General features: G+C 68.3%; 17 protein-coding genes and 1 pseudogene. 10 read left to right on the plus strand and 8 right to left on the minus strand.

The genetic code is table 11. The features are described from left to right. The first annotated feature begins 10 nt into the window (after positions 1-10). The 3 genes from ACZ4N4_RS27290 to ACZ4N4_RS27300 all read left to right on the plus strand — a co-directional run bounded on the left by ACZ4N4_RS27290 (position 11) and on the right by ACZ4N4_RS27300 (position 2,012). Positions 11-934 carry an NADP-dependent oxidoreductase gene (locus tag ACZ4N4_RS27290; protein WP_467593210.1) on the plus strand — a complete coding sequence of 308 codons (924 nt, stop codon included), beginning with the start codon at positions 11-13 and terminating at the stop codon, positions 932-934. Between the two features lie 11 nt (positions 935-945). Beyond that, entirely contained in the window at positions 946-1,428 is a 483-nt protein-coding gene (locus ACZ4N4_RS27295) for a cupin domain-containing protein (RefSeq protein ID WP_467593214.1), read from the plus strand. A gap of 125 nt (positions 1,429-1,553) precedes the next feature. Beyond that, on the plus strand, positions 1,554-2,012 hold the full coding sequence (locus tag ACZ4N4_RS27300) for a carboxymuconolactone decarboxylase family protein (RefSeq protein WP_467593218.1): 459 nt from the start codon (positions 1,554-1,556) through the stop codon (positions 2,010-2,012). A gap of 956 nt (positions 2,013-2,968) precedes the next feature. Here ACZ4N4_RS27300 and ACZ4N4_RS27305 read toward each other — a convergent pair. Beyond that, positions 2,969-3,577: a TetR/AcrR family transcriptional regulator gene (locus ACZ4N4_RS27305; protein ID WP_467593222.1), complete on the minus strand. Its 609-nt coding sequence runs from the start codon at positions 3,575-3,577 to the stop codon at positions 2,969-2,971. 71 nt (positions 3,578-3,648) lie between these two features. Here ACZ4N4_RS27305 and ACZ4N4_RS27310 point away from each other — a divergent pair, with 71 nt between their 5' ends. The 4 genes from ACZ4N4_RS27310 to ACZ4N4_RS27325 all read left to right on the plus strand — a co-directional run bounded on the left by ACZ4N4_RS27310 (position 3,649) and on the right by ACZ4N4_RS27325 (position 6,829). Further along, positions 3,649-4,692, plus strand: a complete 1,044-nt coding sequence (locus tag ACZ4N4_RS27310; protein WP_467593228.1) for a zinc-binding dehydrogenase — start codon at positions 3,649-3,651, stop codon at positions 4,690-4,692. Between the two features lie 20 nt (positions 4,693-4,712). After that, positions 4,713-5,315, plus strand: a complete 603-nt coding sequence (locus ACZ4N4_RS27315; protein ID WP_467593232.1) for an NADPH-dependent F420 reductase — start codon at positions 4,713-4,715, stop codon at positions 5,313-5,315. Positions 5,316-5,377: 62 nt separating this feature from the next. Further along, a complete protein-coding gene (locus ACZ4N4_RS27320; protein WP_467593237.1) occupies positions 5,378-6,466 on the plus strand; it encodes an alkene reductase in 1,089 nt (362 codons plus the stop codon). 15 nt (positions 6,467-6,481) lie between these two features. Further along, positions 6,482-6,829 (plus strand): VOC family protein, encoded by a 348-nt coding sequence (locus ACZ4N4_RS27325; protein WP_450972531.1) that lies wholly within the window; start codon positions 6,482-6,484, stop codon positions 6,827-6,829. A gap of 435 nt (positions 6,830-7,264) precedes the next feature. Here the strand turns inward: ACZ4N4_RS27325 and ACZ4N4_RS27330 are convergent, their stop codons facing one another. The 4 genes from ACZ4N4_RS27330 to ACZ4N4_RS27345 form a co-directional block, all read right to left on the minus strand. Beyond that, on the minus strand, positions 7,265-9,007 hold the full coding sequence (locus tag ACZ4N4_RS27330; protein ID WP_467593246.1) for an MOSC domain-containing protein: 1,743 nt from the start codon (positions 9,005-9,007) through the stop codon (positions 7,265-7,267). A 161-nt stretch (positions 9,008-9,168) separates the two neighbouring features. Continuing rightward, complete coding sequence (locus ACZ4N4_RS27335; protein ID WP_467593249.1) at positions 9,169-10,035, minus strand: alpha/beta fold hydrolase; 867 nt, start codon at positions 10,033-10,035, stop codon at positions 9,169-9,171. Between the two features lie 652 nt (positions 10,036-10,687). Next, positions 10,688-11,515 (minus strand): alpha/beta fold hydrolase, encoded by an 828-nt coding sequence (locus tag ACZ4N4_RS27340; protein ID WP_453579420.1) that lies wholly within the window; start codon positions 11,513-11,515, stop codon positions 10,688-10,690. A 403-nt stretch (positions 11,516-11,918) separates the two neighbouring features. Beyond that, positions 11,919-12,461 carry a hypothetical protein gene (locus ACZ4N4_RS27345; protein WP_467593252.1) on the minus strand — a complete coding sequence of 181 codons (543 nt, stop codon included), beginning with the start codon at positions 12,459-12,461 and terminating at the stop codon, positions 11,919-11,921. A 156-nt stretch (positions 12,462-12,617) separates the two neighbouring features. On the opposite strand from ACZ4N4_RS27345, the gene ACZ4N4_RS27350 reads away from it, so the two are divergent. Together ACZ4N4_RS27350 and ACZ4N4_RS27355 are read left to right on the plus strand one after the other, a co-directional pair. After that, positions 12,618-13,556, plus strand: a complete 939-nt coding sequence (locus tag ACZ4N4_RS27350) for a MerR family transcriptional regulator (RefSeq protein WP_467593255.1) — start codon at positions 12,618-12,620, stop codon at positions 13,554-13,556. Positions 13,557-13,630: 74 nt separating this feature from the next. Then, complete coding sequence (locus ACZ4N4_RS27355; RefSeq protein WP_467593258.1) at positions 13,631-14,197, plus strand: GNAT family N-acetyltransferase; 567 nt, start codon at positions 13,631-13,633, stop codon at positions 14,195-14,197. A gap of 52 nt (positions 14,198-14,249) precedes the next feature. Here the strand turns inward: ACZ4N4_RS27355 and ACZ4N4_RS27360 are convergent. From ACZ4N4_RS27360 to ACZ4N4_RS27370, 3 genes and pseudogenes are all read right to left on the minus strand, one after another. Beyond that, positions 14,250-14,432: pseudogene (locus ACZ4N4_RS27360) on the minus strand (IS256 family transposase); the annotation flags it as partial. 101 nt (positions 14,433-14,533) lie between these two features. Further along, positions 14,534-15,088 carry an NUDIX hydrolase gene (locus ACZ4N4_RS27365; protein ID WP_467593261.1) on the minus strand — a complete coding sequence of 185 codons (555 nt, stop codon included), beginning with the start codon at positions 15,086-15,088 and terminating at the stop codon, positions 14,534-14,536. A gap of 548 nt (positions 15,089-15,636) precedes the next feature. Further along, entirely contained in the window at positions 15,637-16,326 is a 690-nt protein-coding gene (locus ACZ4N4_RS27370) for a TetR/AcrR family transcriptional regulator (RefSeq protein WP_467593264.1), read from the minus strand. Positions 16,327-16,436: 110 nt separating this feature from the next. On the opposite strand from ACZ4N4_RS27370, the gene ACZ4N4_RS27375 reads away from it, so the two are divergent. After that, positions 16,437-16,994 carry a hypothetical protein gene (locus tag ACZ4N4_RS27375; RefSeq protein ID WP_467593266.1) on the plus strand — a complete coding sequence of 186 codons (558 nt, stop codon included), beginning with the start codon at positions 16,437-16,439 and terminating at the stop codon, positions 16,992-16,994. Positions 16,995-17,152: the final 158 nt, after the last annotated feature.

Genomic DNA, 17,152 nt, shown 5'->3' on the forward strand with positions numbered 1-17,152 from the left:
AAGGACCTGTATGCAAGCCATCACTGTGCGAGACCGTGACGCCGGTCTGGCCGGCATGTCCCTGACGGACATGCCCTACCCTCATGCGGCCGAGAACGACGTCGTCGTGCGGGTGCACGCCGCCGGGTTCACCCCTGGCGAGCTGGACTGGCCCGCCACGTGGACCGATCGTGCCGGCCGCGACCGGACGCCGAGCGTGCCCGGGCACGAGCTGTCCGGTGTCGTCGTAGAGCTGGGGTACGGCACCACCGGCCTGAGCGTCGGACAGCGGGTGTTCGGCCTGACCGACTGGACCCGTAACGGCACACTCGCCGAGTTCACCGCGGTGGAGGCCCGCAACCTCGCCCCGCTGCCGGCGGACATCGACCACACCGTGGCCGCCGCGCTGCCGATCTCCGGGCTGACCGCCTGGCAGGGCCTGTTCGACCACGGCCGCCTCACCGCAGGTCAGAGCGTCCTGATCCATGGTGCCACGGGCGGCGTCGGCTCGATCGCGGTTCAGCTCGCCCACGAGGCCGGCGCCCGCGTCATTGGCACCGGCCGGGCCTCCGGGCGGGACAAGGCACTCGCACTCGGCGTCGACACCTTCATCGACCTGCAGACCGAGAAGCTGGAGGACGCCGGCGAGGCCGACGTCGTGTTCGACGTGATCGGCGGCGACATCCTCGACCGCTCGGCCGCCCTGGTGCGCCCCGGTGGCACGCTGGTCACCATCGTCATGCCGCCCAAGGTCCACCCCAAGGACGGGCGGGCAATCTTCTTCGTCGTCGAACCCGACCGCGCCCGGCTCACCGATCTCGCCGCGCGGCTGAGGGACGGCCGGCTCAAGCCGTTCGTCGGTGCTGTGCGGCCGCTCGCCGAAGCGCCCTCCGCCTTCGCCCCCGGCAAGCGCACCCCAGGCAAGACGATCATCCGCGTCACGGAAGCTGAATAAGGAGACCCCTTGTGATCGGAATACGAATCGCCGCCGGCCTCCTGGCCGTCGCCACGCTGACGGCGGCCACGGCCTGCTCGACCTCGGCCCAGCCCACCCACGTCAAGGGGACGACCGCAGCCGTGGCATCGCCTGCGGCCATGGCATCGACACGCCCCACCGAAACCCTCAAGCCGCTGCTCCAGCAGGCCCTTCCGAATGTGAAGGGCAAGACGTTCACCTCGGTGATCGTCGACTTCCCGCCCAACGCACGCGCGATGCCGCACCGGCACGGCCAGGCGTTCGTCTACGCCTACGTCCTGGAAGGCGCCGTGCGCAGCCAGCTCGCAGGCAAGCCCGTGAGTACCTACCACCAGGGCGAGAACTGGGTCGAGACGCCGGGTGCGCACCACCTCCTCACCGAGAACACCAGCCCGACCGAACGGGCCAGGCTCCTGGTCGTCTTCGTCTCCAACACCGGAGAAAAGCTCAAAGTCGACGACCCGGCGTCGTAGGCCGGGGCACGCAGCGGACGGCAACCGCCCCGCCCCACACTCGGCCCTTGCCAAACACACCCGAACGGCCACCCCCACGCACGCCAAGTGCGCGGCGCAGGCGACCCGAACGAATCGAAGGAATCATGACCGACCCCCAGCGCGTCAACATCGGCAAGCAGCACCCGGCCGCCTACAAGACCCTCATCGCTCTGTCGTCACAGGTGGAAGAGGCCGCCGCCGCAGCGGGCCTCGACCCGCTCCTGGTCGAGCTGTTGAGGATCCGCACCTCTCAGATCAACGGCTGCGCGTTCTGCCTGCACATGCACACCCGCGACGCCCTCAAGAAGGGCGAAAACCCCGACCGGATCGCCGTGCTGCCCGCCTGGGCAGAGACCGGCTACTTCTCCGAGACCGACCGCGCCGCCCTCCGCCTGACCGAGGCGATCACACGCGTGCCGGACGGACACGTCAGCGACGAGGACTTCAACGCCGCCGCGGCCGTACTCGCCCCGGACCAGGTCTCGGCAATCGCCTGGCTGGCAACGGTGATGAACGCCTTCAACCGCGTCGCGATCACCAGCCGCTACCCCGTCGGATACTGACCTCGACGGTGACACCGGCGGTGATACGGGGCTGCCGAAGCCTCCACCGTCGTGAAGGTGATGGTGGAATCACTCGGGCAGCTGGTCCGAGCTGCCCCGGCCCACACAAGCGCGGAGGCCTCCGACGGCGTACGCGCACGGGGAACGGCCAGGGGAGCCAGGCCGAGCCGCTTGTCCATGTCGAGGCGGAAGGTGCCGTACGGGTTGACGATGTACCAGAACAGGGCGGCCAGGCCGCGCCGGTCCATCCGATCTTGAGCAGTGATAGTCGAACGTGGTGCCCGGTGGGGTGATCCTCGTCGGGCGAGAGCATGGAGACGGGGCCTCCTGAACAGCTCGTGGGTGTCGAATCCATAGAGCATCAGGAGACCCGCGCTGACCCAGCGGCACCCGGACCTCAAGAACGATTTCTATGCGCAGGTCAGGGTGCGCGGTAAGACGCCAGACTCCGAGATCCGTCTACGCAAGCAGATCGTCAAGCTGAAGGAACTCCGCGTCAAGGACGCCAAGTGCTGTCGCTGTTGCAGACCGACATCGATCACCTCGTCCGCGCCGTCAACCAGCTGACCGTGGAGAACCGGCAACTACGCGGTGCGCTGTCGCAGCCCAGTTCCCCGGTCTGAGCACTGTCGACGCAGCCGCGGCCCAATCGGATCCCGTGAACCGTGCGCAGGGGCCCAGCTCGGCCGTGGGGAACATCGATACAGCCGTTGGCAAGAACCCTTATCGCCCTGGGCCGCTACAGCTTCGACGCCCCCGTGCCGTGCCGAGGGCTTACGTCCGCTGCGTGACCCGGACGCGATCGAGCTCGACGAAGACGGCGCGGAGGAGTAGAGCCCTCAACCAGGTCAGTCCGATCAGCCTTGTAGGGAGCGCGTCCATTCCCGCGCCCGTCGGGGCCGGGCCGTCTATCGCGAACGCCTCAGCTCCACGTCCCGCAGCTGCCCTGAGTCGCATCAGTCGAGGGCGTGGCTGCGGCCGGTCTGCAGGATCTCGTCGGAGAGGTCGGGCTCGACGTGGCGTACGGCGCGGGCGAGCATCAGCGCGCCGACCATTTCGCTGAGCAGGCGGATGGCCCTGTGGCGGGCCTCGGCCGGGTCGAGCTCGTGGCCCTTCTCCTCGGCTTCGCGCAGGAACTCGGCGGTGAAGCCGGTGAGGTAACCCTCGACGCCTTCGGCGTACGCGCTCTGTACGGCTTCGCTGTGCCGTCCGGCGTCGGTGACCAGGGAGGCGGAGGGACAGCCGCCGTCCGGGGCGTCACGGTGCGCGGTGGACAGATACCCGGCCACGACCTGCTCCAGCGGAGAGCCGGCCTGGCCCGGACCGTCCTCGATCGTCCGGGCCAGGCTCCCGAGCGAGGCGGCGAAGGAGGCGGCGCACACCTCTACGGCCAGGTCGTTCTTGGAGGCGAAGTGGTTGTAGAAGCCGCCGTGGGTGAGTCCGGCTTCCTTCATCAACTCGGCGATGCCGACCGCGTCGATGCCCTGCGAGCGAAACATGCGGCCCGCCGCTTCGAGGATGTTCTGCCGGTTGCGGGCCTTGTCCTCCTTGGTGATCCGCGGCATGGCCGTCCTCTCGCGTCGCTCTCCGTTTGACATTTTTAATGATGTCTCTCATCATAGCAGAAGTTCCAATGATGACCATCATCAATAGTCCGTGGAAGGGGACCGTCATGCGCGCCATCGCCCACGACCAGCACGGAGAAGCCGGGCAGGTACTACGCCTGAGCGAGCAGCCGGCCCCTGCTGTGCCCGCGGCCCGGCAGGTGCGGGTGCGGGTGCTGTCCCGGCCGATCCACCCCGGCGACCTGGCGGGAGTGGAGGGCCTTCCTGGTGGGCCGCGGCAGCGGTTCGCCACGCCACGGATTCCCGGCGTGGAGGGAATGGGTGTCATCGAGACTGTCGGCGAGGGTGTGCAGGATCTGCGGCCCGGTCAGCGGGTGGCGTTCTTCCCGGTGCCGGGCGCGTGGAGCGAACTCATCACGGCGCCGACCGATCTTGTGGTGCCGGTGCCCGAGGACCTCAGCGACGAGACCGCGGCCTTGATGCTGGTCAACCCGCTGACCCTGCTCTCCTTGCTGCGGGCGGTCGAGGACGCCCAGCACGGCCAGGCCGGTCCGGTGGTGCAGACGGCCGCCGGTTCGTCGGTGGGAAAGCTGGTCAGCGCCGCAGCACTCAAGCACGGCATCCCGCTGGTCAATCTGGTACGCAGCGCCACGGGGGCGCAGAGATTGCGGCAGCGCTTCCCCGGACTGCCGACCATCTCGACGGCCGACGCGGACTGGCGCACTCAGGTCCGGGACGCGACCGGCGGCCGGGGTGCCCAGGTGGTACTGGACGCGGTGGGCGGATCCCTGACCGGTGAGCTGGTCGGGCTGCTCGCCGACGGCGGCACGCTGATCACCTACGGACAGCTCGGTTCCGGCAGCACGCCGCTGGAGTCGCTCGCGCTGACCCCGCGGGCCCTGACCGTGCGGGGCGTGTCTATCGGCCAGTGGATGGCCCGCACCCCTGAGGAACGGGCCGAGGACGTCGCCTTCGCCTCCCGTCTGGCCGCGACGGCCCCGGAACTCTTCGAGGTCGCCGCCGGCTACGACCTCGCCGACTTCGCGAAGGCCATCGACCATGTCCGCCGGCCCGGCAAGAGCGGAACCGTCCTGCTCACCAGTCCCGCACCCTGAACCCCACGAAGGGCACCGCCATGAAGATCGGAACCCTCGGCGCCGGAACCGTCGCCCAGGCCATCGCCCGCCACGCCGTGGCCCACGGCCACCAGGTCGTACTGAGCAACAGCCGGGGCCCCGCCTCCCTGGCCGGCCTCGCCGACGCACTCGGACCGCTCGCCCACGCCGGCACCCCGGAGGAAGCCGCCGCGGCGGAACTCGTCGTGCTCGCAGTCGGCTGGCCCCAGATCCCGGACGCGGTAGCCGGCCTGCCACCCTTCGACGGGCGCATCGTCATCGACGCCACCAACCAGTTCGCCTCCCCGCCGCCGCCCATGAAGATCGCCGACCTTGGCGAGCTGACCGGCAGCGAACACGTCGCCTCACTGCTGCCCGGAGCCCGCGTCGTCAAGGCGTTCAACACCCTCTACGGCCAGTACATCGCCGCGGACCCGCGCCACCAGGCCGGACGCCAGGTGCTCTTCCTCGCCGGTGACGACGCCGACGCCAAGACCACCGTCAAGGACCTCACCGCCGCCTTCGGCTTCGCCCCCGTCGACCTCGGCTCCTTGCGCGAGGGCGGACGCCTCATGCAGCTCGGCGGCCCACTGTCCGGCCTCCACGCCCTCAAACAGGACTGAGCCGGGCCCTCGCCCATTCCTCGCTCTCCTCCTCATCCCCCCTCAGCACAAGGAAGTTGCTCATGTCCACCACCCAGCCCCTGCTGCAGCCCGTCCGCCTCGGCGCGCTGGAGCTCCCCAACAGCGTCGTCATGGCCCCCATGACCCGCGCCCGCGCTCAGAACGCCGAGCTGGCCCCCACCGACATCCACGCGACCTACTACGCGCAGCGCGCCGGCGCCGGCCTGATCGTCACCGAGGGAACCTGGGTCAACCCCGACGCGATCGGCTTCATCAACGCGCCCGGCATCTACACCGACACGCAGACCGCCGGCTGGGTGAAGGTCACCGAAGCCGTCCACGAGGCCGGCGGGCGGATCGTCTCCCAGTTCGGCCACCTCGGCGCGGCCTCCCACCCCGACCACCTCGGCGGCCGCCTGCCCGCCGGACCCTCGGCCATCAACCCCGGCGAGAAGTCCTTCACCCCCTCCGGCCCGAAGGACACCGTCACCCCGCGCGCCTACACCGCCGCCGAGATCGCCGCCACCATCGCCGACTACCGCCATGCGGCCGAGAACGCCCGCCGCGCCGGCTTCGACGGCGTGGAAATCCACGCCCAGCAGTCCCACTTGATCCCGCAGTTCCTCAACCCACGTCTCAATCAGCGCACCGACGCCTACGGAGGCAGCAGCGAGAAGCGGGCCCAGTTCCTCCTCGACATCCTCGACGCCGTCAGTGACGTGTGGGACAGCGACCGCATCAGCGTGAAGATGTCCCCGGGCTGGAACAACGGAACCACGTTCACCGCGGACGAGGAGACGCTCGCCGACTACGACCAGCTGCTCAAGAAGCTCAACGACAGCAACCTGGCCTACCTGCACCTCCTGGGCACCCCCGGCACCATCGAGGAGCGCATCGCTCTCTTCTCCCGCTACCGCGCCCACTACCTGGGCAACATCGTCGCCAACCTCGGCTTCACCCAGGCCCTCGGCAACGAGATCCTCGACCACGGGATCGTCAACGCGGTGTCCTTCGGCGCCCCCTTCATCGCCAACCCCGACCTCGTCGAGCGCTTCGCGCAGGGCCACCCGCTGGCCGACGGCGACCGGGACACCTACTACGCCGGTCACACCGAGGGCTACACCGACTACCCCGTCTTCACCGCCAACTGAGCAAGGAAGATCTCCGTGAGCAGCAACATCCGAGCAATGATCGCAAATGTCGAAGTCGAGAACCTCGAAGACGCGATCCCTCTCTACCAGGACCTGGCCGGGGACGTGGAGGTCCGCCGATTCCCCTACCGCGAACTGGAGTTGGCACTGGTAGGACCCTTCCTGCTCTACTCCGGCCCGCTGGAGAAGTACGTGTCGCAGAACGCGACCGTCATCGTCGAGTCCCTGACCCCCGTTCTCGACGCCCTCGGCAAGGCCGGCGCCGAGATCCTCGAAGCGCCCAACGAAGTACCCAACGGCACCAGGATCGTCGCCCGCCACCCGGACGGCTCTGTCTTCGAGTACATGCAGCCCCGCGCCTGAGCTTGTCCTACCTTCCAGGCGTGGGTCTGAGCCCCGCATGACAAGTTGAGCGGGCTTCGACACAAGTCAGGGCCCTATCGCATGGACGGATCCGCCCGCTGACCTACTGCGGCGTCAACGGGTTGCAACGCCGACGCCCCTCCCCAGGTCCGGGAACGGCTCGGCGTACGCGCCGACCCCGTGCTCCCCGGCCGTTGCCTTCCCGCTGAGACAAGGGTCCGCCGGCTCTGCTTCACCGACCGCGCCGGCCGCCCGCCAAGCGCTCCAGATCAAGCGCGGTCGGGTGAACCGCAAGACCGGCAGGACCACCATCAAGACCGTCTATGCCGTCACCATCCTGACCGCCGGGCAGGACACCCGCCCAACTCGCGGCGCTCGTCCGAGATCACTGGAAAGTCGAGGTCCTGCGCCACATCAGGGATACGGGCCGTCGTCTCACAGGTCCAGTACAACCCCTCCTGCGGGTTTGGAGCAGCAGATGAGGATGTTGCCCTCGGCGGGAGGTTCGACGGGGTCGGGTGAGTAGTTGACGGTGCCGGACATGAGGGCGAGTTCGCAGGTGTGGCAGACCCCGGTGCGGCAGGACCATTGGACGGGGACGTCGCAGGCTTCGGCGAGTTCGAGCAGGGACTCCTGGGCGTCGTTCCAGGGGACGGTGAGTCCGCTGCGGGCGAAGGAGACCTCGGGTCCGGTGCCGGGCGGCCCCGCGGGCTGGTGGGGCGCGGGCCCGGTTGCCGAGCCCTTGATCCCGGGGGTGATGGCGGGGCCCGCGCCGAAGATCTCAGTGTGGACGCGGGAGGCGTCGAGACCGCAGTCCACGAGAGCGGAGGTGAGGCTGTCCATGAATGCGGTGGGGCCGCACAGGTACGCGTCGGCATCGGTGGGTAGGCCGAGTCGGCGGACGGGCTCGGCCGAGAGGCGGCCTGCTTCCGCGTAGTCCACGCCAAGGTGGTCGTCGGCGGCAGGCCTGCTGTAGAAGACGGTCGACCGGGCTATAGGAAGGGTGGCGATCAGGTCGCGACTCTCCTGGGCGAAGGGGTGCTCGCTCCCGTCACGGGCTCCGTGCAGCCACCACACCTGACGGGTGGAGCGGTCATGCGCGAGGGCGTGCAGCATGGCCAGGACGGGGGTGACCCCGACCCCGGCCGACAGCAGCACCACCGGGTTGTCGCCGCCGGTCAGGCAGAAGGTGCCGCGGGGCGCGGCGGCCTCCAGTTGGTCCCCGACCCGGATGTGGGCCCGCAGCTCGTTACTGGCGGAGCCGTGCGGTTCGACCTTCACGCTGATCCGGTACGCGCCGGTGCCTGGCTCGCCGGACAGGGAGTAGCTGCGGATCAGGGGTGGCACGCCGCCCGCGGGCTGGACTTTGACGGTGAGGAACTGGCCCGGCAGCGCGGCCGGCAGCGCCGAGCCGTCTGCGTCGGCCAGGTGCAGGGAGAACACGCTGCGGCTCTCGGGCTGGATATGCGTGACAGTCAGCGGGCGGAAGCCCGGCCAGGCAGGCGGCGGTGCGGTGGCCGCGGTGTTCAGTCCGGCGCTGCCCGAGGAAGCACCACCCTCGCCGTCGGCCTGGTCCAGCAGGGTCCGCATGGAACCCTGCCAGCCGGGGCTCAGCGCGGGGATCCGCAGGGCCCGTTCGACCTGTTCACGGGTGTGTCCGGGCAGGTAGAGCACCCGGTCGATCTCTTCGACGGTCATCGCCTCCGGGCCGGTGGAGACCTTGACGATCTCTTGCCCGGCCTCGACCTCGCCTTCCTCGATGACGCGTAGGTAGAAGCCGGGGCGGTGGTGGGCCACGAGCAGTGCGGCCATCTGTGGCTCGCCCATACGCAGGCCCACCCGGTAGCAGGTCACCCGAGGTTGGGTGACCTCGAACAGGGCATCCCCGATGCGGTATCGGTCCCCGATGCAGACCTCGTCGTCGGGCAACCCGTCCACGGTGAAGTTCTCACCGAACTGCCCGGGGGTGAGGTCGTCGCGGCCCAGCTCGTTCGCCCAGAAGCGGTAGGAGTCGGTCTGGTAGACCAGCACGGCCCGCTGCTCACCGCCGTGGCCGCCCAGATCTCCCTGGCCGTCCCCGTCGATGTTCAGCCGCCGCACCATCCGAGGTCCGGCAACGGTCTGCTTGTAGACGCCGGTGTGCACGGTCTTTCCGTGCCAGGGGACGTCTTTCGGCATTCCGATATTCACTGCTGTCAACGTGGCCACCACGCCACCTCTCTTGTGGCGCCTCCCACGCCGCTCCGACTGGGAAGCCCTGGTATCAGCTTCTGGCCCGTGGCCGCCGTGTCGATCGGGGCAGTTCGTTGTCGGCATCGGTGTGCGGGTCTCGACACGATTCAGGTCAGGACGCGTCCGAGGAATCCGTGGATGTATCCGCTGATGGCGTCCAGGTGCGTCTCCAGGGCGAAGTGCCCAGCAGGCAGCAGGTGGATTTCCGCCTCCGGCAGGTCACGGGAGAACGCCCGCGCGCCGTCCGGCCCGAAGATCTCGTCCCCCTGGCCCCATACCGCGAGCAGGGGCACCTGGCTGGTGCGGAAGTACTCCTGCAGCTTCGGGTACCCCTCGATGTTCTTCGGGTAGTCGCGGAACAGCGTCAGCTGGATCTCATCGTTGCCCGGCCGTTCCAGCAGGAGCTGGTCGAGGGTCCAGGTGTCGGGGCTGACCAGGCTGGTGTCGGGGGCGCCGTTCTCGTACTGCCAACGGGTCGTACTCGGGCTGAATTTGGCCCGTGCGCCCGGCTCCGTGTCGCGGCCCGGATTGGTGGCGTACGCGAACAGGTCGTCCCAGAAGGGCTTGGCGAATCCTTCCATGTAGGCGTTGCCGCTCTGCGAGATGATCGCGCTGACGTCGAAGGAAGGGTCGAGCGCAAGGCGCCAGCCGATCGGTGCTCCGTAGTCGTGCACATACATGGCGAAACGGTTCATGCCTAGGTGGTCGAGCAGTCCGGCGGTGATTCCTGCGAGGTTGTCGAAGGTGTAGTCGAATGCGTCCACCTTGGGCATGGCGGAGTGGCCGTATCCGATGTGGTCGGTGGCGATCACGTGATAATCGTCGGCCAGCGCGGGGACGAGATGGCGGAACATGTGCGAGCTGCTCGGGAATCCGTGCAGCAGCAGCACGACCGGAGCGTCGCTGGGGCCGGCCTCGCGGTAGAAGACTTCTTGGCCCTTGATGGTTGCTGTCTTGTGTCGCGTGGGAAGCACATCGACCTCCGGGCGCCCGTGGGCGCGGAACTGCGTCAAATCCGCCCGTGTAAAACCCGGCTGGACACGACCAAGGTCAGGACGGTCGCCGTCGAGGCTCGGGAACCATTTTCCCTCGGCGGCGTGGTGCCTCGCGGCAGATGGCGCCGGTTGCCACCTTCCTCACGCTAGACCTGACCCGCAGGGAGCACAACGCAGCAGAACCAATAAATGGGACCACGGAATTCACGTGCAGCTCGCTTGATCACGGGTACCAACACATTACGGAACACAATCACAGCAGAGAGTCACAGCAATCGCGTCGTTGTCTCTGCGGGATCTCCCGGCAGTAGGCCCGACATCCCTGACGTCAGCCAGGAATGCCGCAATGCCGTATAGCCCTTCCCGTCCGGCCTCCTACCGCGAGGCCGAGTTGACCGCCCAGCTCTGTGCTGGATTCCGACGGCTACCGCCGACTTCCCCCTGTATCGGAGCTTGGTGTCAATGTCCGTCGAACCAGCGGCAAATCGTGCCGCTACTGGGCGTCAGACCAGCGTTCCACCGCGCCCCTGAACGGGACCCCGGCCGCCGTCCGGCACCGCACACGACACCCGCGGCGGCCTGTGCTCACGGTGTCGTCCGGGGGCCGGCCGGCGCCCGGGGTCTCGTGTGTTCAGCCGCGGGCGAAGGCCAGCAAGTCGGCGTCGAAGACGTCCTTGAACGGAGCGACCATCGACAGGCCGTGCGGGGCCCCGGCGTACACCTTGAACGTGTTGTCCTTGACGATCTTCGAGGACTTCTCACCAGCCGCGACGATGGGCACGATCTGGTCGTCGTCACCGTGCGCGATGAGCGTAGGGAAGTCGAAGCGTTGCAGGTCCTCGGTCAGATCGGTCTCCGAGAATGCCTTGATGCAGTCGTAGGAACCCTTGATCCCCACCTGCAGCGACCACAGCCAGAACGCGTCACGGGTGCCCTGGGACACCTGGTGGCCCTCGCGGTTCGCGCCGTAGAAGGGGGCACTCAGGTCCTGGTAGAACTGCGAACGGTCGGTCGCCACGCCCTTGCGAATCTCGTCGAACACCTCCCGCGGCAGCCCCTCGGGGTTGGCATCTGTCTTGAGCATCAGCGGCGGGATCGCGCTGAGCAGGACCGCTTTGGCGACCCGGCCGCTGCCGTGGCGGCCGACATAGCGCGTAACCTCGCCACCCCCGGTGGAGTGCCCGACAAGAATGACATCACGTAGGTCAAGGGTTTCGATCAGCTGCGCCAGGTCATCGGCATAGGTGTCCAGGTCGTTGCCGTTCCACGTCTGCCCGGAGCGCCCGTGGCCGCGGCGGTCGTGGGCGATGGCGCGGAATCCGTTGTCGGCCATCAATTGGGTCTGGGGGTCCCAGGCGTCGGCGTTCAGCGGCCAGCCATGGCTGAAGACCACGGGCTGTCCGGTACCCCAGTCCTTGTAGAAGATCTCGGTATTGTCCCTGGTGGTGATGAAAGGCATCGCATGCCCCTCTCGATCGAATCGACGTGAAGTGCCGCAGCCCCGTGCGGTCTGACTCGTCCGGAGAACATGGGCGTCAGCTCGCATGAGGCCATCGGTGCCGTCAACTCGATGGTCGGTAAGTCGAGCCGGTACCTGGGGAAGGCGCACGATGCGCCGGGCGATCGCTGAGCGCCTCGCGCCTTCACGCTACCCGCCGCACCGAATTCACGCGCGCCCAGGCGCAGGCCCCCGCGCTCATCCCCGTACGGCCGAGGCCGCTCACTCGGCGTTTGCCTCGGCTACCGTGATCGGTGCAGGCGCCCCGTAACGCGCCGACGATATGCGCACGCTCGGCGCGCTGAACGTCGACCGCAGCAATTTCAGCGACGCAGTCCGCGAGCGCTCGCCGAATGTCCAGTGATCAGCCTGCATTTGGTTCAGATCTATTCACCTGGTCGGCGAACGTGTGCCAGTGCGCAGCACTGTGGCTGGTCTGCTTGAGCAGCCGGACAGGTTCGGGGACGGCAGGCCAGAACTGCAGTAGATACCGCTCACCGGTCTGAGGCTCGTCGTCCTCCCGGACGTCTTTACTCTTCCCCGCAGCCATACCGGTGGCGGAGTACCGCACGCGGTAGTCGCGCACCTCCAGTCCCAAATCCCACGACCTCTTTCCGTTCCACTGCTGCAACCTAGTCTCCTCGGACACCGGCTGGAACGTGACCTCGACGATCTCCTCCCACGTCTCGTCCAGCTCTGGTCGGCTGTAATGCAGCTCGGCGGTGAAGCGGACGCCGCCGATCCTCAGACCGGTCAGCAAGAGCAGCATCCCGTCCGTCCCGCCCCCACAGAGCCCGACACCCGCCTGTCCCATGAAGGCTTCCTCCAGGTCGCATTGGACCTCGCCGCTCTGCACGAAGATCTGACCGTAGTCATCGTGCACCTCGTCACTGACAAGCACCTTCATTGAAGGTGCCTCCGTCATGGCCGACTTGGTCTCCGATTCTGTCTGTTGGCACTGCCAACTCCGAGGAATCGTCAAGACTTGTGGATGAGGAGTGGTTGCCTGCCGGCAGGCGAAGGGACTTGAGTCTCCAGTAGGGGGAGACACAAAGGTGGGGGCATGGACGGCGACACGCTCTACTCGATCGGCGAACTCGCTCGACGGACCGGTCTCACGGTCAAGACCATTCGGTTCTACTCCGATCGCGGAATCGTGGCGCCGACGGACCGCAGCCCGGCCGGCTACCGCCTCTACAGCATCGACGCCGTCGCACGCCTGGACCTCGTGCGGACCCTGCGCGAGCTGGGACTGGACCTTCCCACGATCCGCAAGGTCGTGGACCGCGAGCTCTCGCTTCCCGAGGTCGCCGCGGCGCACGCCGAAGCACTGGCAGCGCAGATCCGCGTCCTGCGCCTGCGGCGCGCGGTGCTGATGACGGTGGCCGAGCGCGGGTCCACACCTGAGGAGACGGAACTCATGCACCGGCTGGCCCAGCTTTCCGAGGACGAACGCCGACGTCTGATCGGCGATTTCCTCGACGCCGTCTTCGGCGGTTTTGACGCCGCCCCCGCATTCGCGGGGGTCATGCGCTCGATGACCCCCGAGTTGCCCGACAACTCGGAGGCAGAGCAGGTCCAGGCGTGGGTGGAGTTGGCCGAAATGTCCCTGGACCCGGGTTTCCGCGCGGTCATGCGGCGGATGGCCGAGGACCAGGCGGCCGAGCAAACCCGAAGCGACACGATGGGCCCGCGACGCGACATTGCCGCAGTCGTCCGTGACCAGGTCGGCCCGGCCCTGGCCGCCGGTATCGACCCGGCCTCGCCCCAGGCCGATCCTATCGTCGCGGCGTTCACGGCGCACTGCGCGCACCTCCTCGGCCGCCCCGACGACGTTGAGCTTCGCCGCCGGCTGGCGACGCGGCTGGAGACCGTGAGTGACCCCCGCAGGGAGCGGTACCTCCAACTGCTCGCAGTGGTCAACGGCTGGCCGGCCCCGGAGAGTCTGGCTCCAGTGTTCGATTGGTCCGTCCAGGCTCTGCGCGTCCGGACACAGCAATGACGGGGCGGTCGCAAGGCGGCATGGGGCGGACGCCGCTGGCGTCGGGTGAAAACGCCGCCACATATGATCGGTTGATGAGTGCCCCGGTCGTACTTCAGGTGGCCGCGTCGCCGGTCTCTCCCGCTCTCGTTCTTCGCCCCTGGCGCATGGAGGACGTTGCCGCATTGGTCGAGGTGAGCCGGGATCCCGCACTGCGCCAGTGGACGAGATCTGTCGTGGACAACGATGCCGACGGGGCACGCCGGGTGCAGGCTCAGCAGCGGGGCTGGGCAACGGGGGACCGGTTCGGCTTCGCCGTCCTTGAGGCACAACCCGGTTCAGTTCGCGAACAGTTGGTAGGCAACGTGGTCCTCAAGGAAGTCACCTCCGGCAAACCGGCGGCCGAAGTGGGCTACTGGACCGCGGCGCACGCTCGCGGGCGGGGAGTGGCCTCCCGCGCTCTGGAGGCCCTCAGCGGCTGGGCCTTCGACACCTTCGAACCCGACGGGCTGGAGCGTCTCGAACTCCTGCACCAGGTGGACAACCTGGCATCGTGCCGGGTTGCACAGAAGAGCCGCTACGACTTCGACACCATCCTGCCCGCGGCACCGCCCTCCTTCCCCCGCGATGGCCACCTGCACATACGGCGCCCGAGTGCCTGAGATCCTCCCGGCTTCTGCGGATCGGCTGAGGCTGCTCACGCCGAGAGGGTCTCGGAGCGTTCACGAGGTGGCCGCGTTCGAAGCGGGCCCCGGCACGGACCAGAGCAACGAGGTGGGGAGCGTTCACAGCCCGCCAGCGGGCCTGGGCTGACTCGACCAGCTTGAAGACCAGCGCCAGCCCGGCGGCCCGGCTGCAGGCACCCTCCGTCACCTTGGTCCGCAGCCGCACGGAGGAGGCCGGCCGGTAGGTGGCCGCCGGCGTGAGCGGTGCTTGTGTCGGTGACGGCACTGTGCCGTCGCGGCGGGTCATGGGGCACCGCGGACGGTCGGGAGAAACTACCCGCAATGCCTGCCGGCCCGGGCATGCTGCAGCTTGCGGGTGAATCGGTGCATGTGAGGGTCGAGCAGCTCGTCCGGCTCCTCGAGCACCTGCTCATCGGTCAGCCACCGGATCCCATCGAACTCGCCTTGATCATAGGAGGTGACGGTCTCAGCGTCGGCGTCGAGGAGGTACCAGAACGAGACGTCGGTGTGTGCGCCCTGCCCCCGGGTCTGGGTGACGGTGAGGAAGAGGGGAATCTCCCCGGTGATCGACGATGCCACGGCCTCAATGCCCAGTTCCTCACGGCACTCTCGGACCACCGCAGCCCACGGGTCCTCACCCGGCTCGACGTGTCCGCCGGCCGGCAGCCACAGGCCCGCCTTGCGGTGTGCCACGAGCAGCAGCTGCCCGCGGGCGTCGTCAAGGACGACGAAGTAGCTCACCAGGTGCATCGCAGGAACATCCGGCTTGCGCACCCGGTAGACCGGGGCTCCGCCGGCGATCCACTCCGTGGCGGTCTCGAGGTGCGTGCGCTCCAGCTCGTCCCAGGGCTCGATCGCGCCGACCAACTCCAGAAGGCAGCCTTGCGGCCGATCGTCACAGTGGATGTGCGGATGGTCAGTTGAGGTCATCCGCGCATCCTGGCAGGAAGCACTGACAGGCGACGTCGGGTTCGGACGAGATCGTTTCCCGGGCCGACACAGGGGAAGAAGCCGACGCCGAGCATGCCGTCATCGGCCACTACACTCCGTTGACCAGGTGATCGAGCGAGCCGGCGCCGGCGAGTTCGACGGAAACGAATACGGAGGGGGCGAGGTGGCCCCCTACGCTACGGACCGGACACCGACGCACACTTCGCCGTGATGGCGTGCGCTTGCACGACCTGCCGTTCCGCCCGGCACACAGCGTCTCGCGCTACCGCTCGGTCGATGACGCATCGGCTTCCGAGCATCACATCGACCTCTGACGACACGCGTCAGCAGCCGTCGGACAGACGGGCACCTGGGGAATTACGTGAAACTACCCCAGCTGAACATCGACTCCGCCGAGCAGAACACGCTCACCGAGCGCCTTGCCACCTGCCACGTCGACGCCCATGGTCGCGCCCCGGCCGCTGTTACGCGCTGGGCGGCGAGCACTCGATGTCGAAGACCGTCGCGGCCGCCGAGGAGGCCTTGCCGGGCGCGGAGGCGGCGCGCTCGTCGAGCCCACGGGCGGTGTGGATCCGCAGCAGTCCTTCAATGCCACGCAGCAAGGTCTCGCCGGCCAGGTTGGGGTCGCCGAGGTAACCGGCACTCATCGCACCGTCACGGAGCATGACGAAGTGCCGCCCGGCGTGCTCGGCCTCTGCTGCGGCGATCTCGGCGAACAGTCCGGTGATCGTCTGCAGGAACCATTCGCGGTGCTGCACGACGGCACGGTGGACCGGGTGGTCGGGATCGGGGAATTCCGCTGCCGCGTTGAGGAAGGCGCATCCGCGGTAACCGGGCGAGCGGATCTGCTCGACCAGGGACGCGCCGATGCCCCGCAGGATGCCGTCGGTCGGCACGTCCGCGGCCATCAGGGAGTCGATCTGGGTGCGGATCGCCTGGTCGACGACTTTGATGTAGGCGACGGCAAGGTCTTCTTTGCTGCGGAAGTGGCGGTAGAAGGTGGCGTTGGTGACCTTCGACTCGGAGACCAGACGGTCGACGCCCACCGTGTGGATGCCCTCCGCGTAGAAGAGCTGCCCGGCGGTCCTCAAGAGCCGTTCCCGGGCCTCGGAGACTCGCCGGCCGGTGCCTGAGCCGGCTTCCTTCTTGGTCATATCGTTCATTGTAGCGGGTAGAACGCTCTCTCTTGTTTTCACGGGAAGGGCATGCCAAGCTGCGCACAAGAGAGAACGTTCTCTCTATCCCGCAGTCATTGGAGAACCCCATGGCATCCACCACCTTCGCCGAGCCCGTCGGTGCCGCAGCCGCCCTGCGTCGGCTGTACGTCATCCGCTTCGTCTTCGCCGCCGCTTGGGCCGCGCTCCTGCTGGTGTCCGGCTCCGAGCTCACCGCCGAGGCCAAGCTGCTGCTGTTCCTCTATCCCGCCTTCGACGTGGCCGCGGCAGTCGTCGACGCCAGGTCCGCACGCGCCGCCGGGCAGGTCAAGGGCCTGTACGCCAACATGGCCATCAGCGCGCTCGCCGCCGTCGGCGTCGCGGTCGCCAGTACCTCGGGCGTCGCCGACGTGCTCCGCGTCTGGGGCGCGTGGGCAGTCGTCTCCGGTCTCATCCAGCTCCTCGTAGGCATCGCGCGACGGTCGATGGGCGGCCAATGGGCCATGATCCTCAGCGGCGGCATCTCGGTGCTGGCCGGCGCCTCCTTCATCCGAGACGCCTCACAGGATGACCCCTCGCTGACCACCCTCGCCGGCTACGCCACGCTCGGAGGGATCTTCTTCCTCGTCTCGGCGTTCCGCCTGTCCCGCTCGACCCGCAGGGGCTGACCGGCGGCGACCGAGGATCGCGGCAACCGGACGCGGCGCGCGAGTCGGCGCGTCCCCGACCGGGGCCGGCTCGGCGACAGGCCGGTGCGGCGGATGGTGTTCGGCGCTACAAGGCTTGCCGAGCCGGGGGTCTGAGGGCCGCCGACGGACAGGGACCG

The sequence above is a fragment of the Streptomyces sp. NPDC026538 genome (assembly GCF_055567535.1).

Bases quoted from the DNA above. Each gene is read 5' to 3' on its own strand.
- ACZ4N4_RS27290 (WP_467593210.1), top strand. From the start codon at position 11: ATGCAAGCCATCACTGTGCGAGACCGTGACGCCGGTCTGGCCGGCATG.
- ACZ4N4_RS27300 (WP_467593218.1), top strand. From the start codon at position 1,554: ATGACCGACCCCCAGCGCGTCAACATCGGCAAGCAGCACCCGGCCGCC.
- ACZ4N4_RS27305 (WP_467593222.1), bottom strand. From the start codon at position 3,577: ATGCCGCGGATCACCAAGGAGGACAAGGCCCGCAACCGGCAGAACATC.
- ACZ4N4_RS27310 (WP_467593228.1), top strand. From the start codon at position 3,649: ATGACCATCATCAATAGTCCGTGGAAGGGGACCGTCATGCGCGCCATC.
- ACZ4N4_RS27315 (WP_467593232.1), top strand. From the start codon at position 4,713: ATGAAGATCGGAACCCTCGGCGCCGGAACCGTCGCCCAGGCCATCGCC.
- ACZ4N4_RS27320 (WP_467593237.1), top strand. From the start codon at position 5,378: ATGTCCACCACCCAGCCCCTGCTGCAGCCCGTCCGCCTCGGCGCGCTG.
- ACZ4N4_RS27330 (WP_467593246.1), bottom strand. From the start codon at position 9,007: ATGCCGAAAGACGTCCCCTGGCACGGAAAGACCGTGCACACCGGCGTC.
- ACZ4N4_RS27340 (WP_453579420.1), bottom strand. From the start codon at position 11,515: ATGCCTTTCATCACCACCAGGGACAATACCGAGATCTTCTACAAGGAC.
- ACZ4N4_RS27345 (WP_467593252.1), bottom strand. From the start codon at position 12,461: ATGAAGGTGCTTGTCAGTGACGAGGTGCACGATGACTACGGTCAGATC.
- ACZ4N4_RS27350 (WP_467593255.1), top strand. From the start codon at position 12,618: ATGGACGGCGACACGCTCTACTCGATCGGCGAACTCGCTCGACGGACC.
- ACZ4N4_RS27355 (WP_467593258.1), top strand. From the start codon at position 13,631: ATGAGTGCCCCGGTCGTACTTCAGGTGGCCGCGTCGCCGGTCTCTCCC.
- ACZ4N4_RS27370 (WP_467593264.1), bottom strand. From the start codon at position 16,326: ATGACCAAGAAGGAAGCCGGCTCAGGCACCGGCCGGCGAGTCTCCGAG.
- ACZ4N4_RS27375 (WP_467593266.1), top strand. From the start codon at position 16,437: ATGGCATCCACCACCTTCGCCGAGCCCGTCGGTGCCGCAGCCGCCCTG.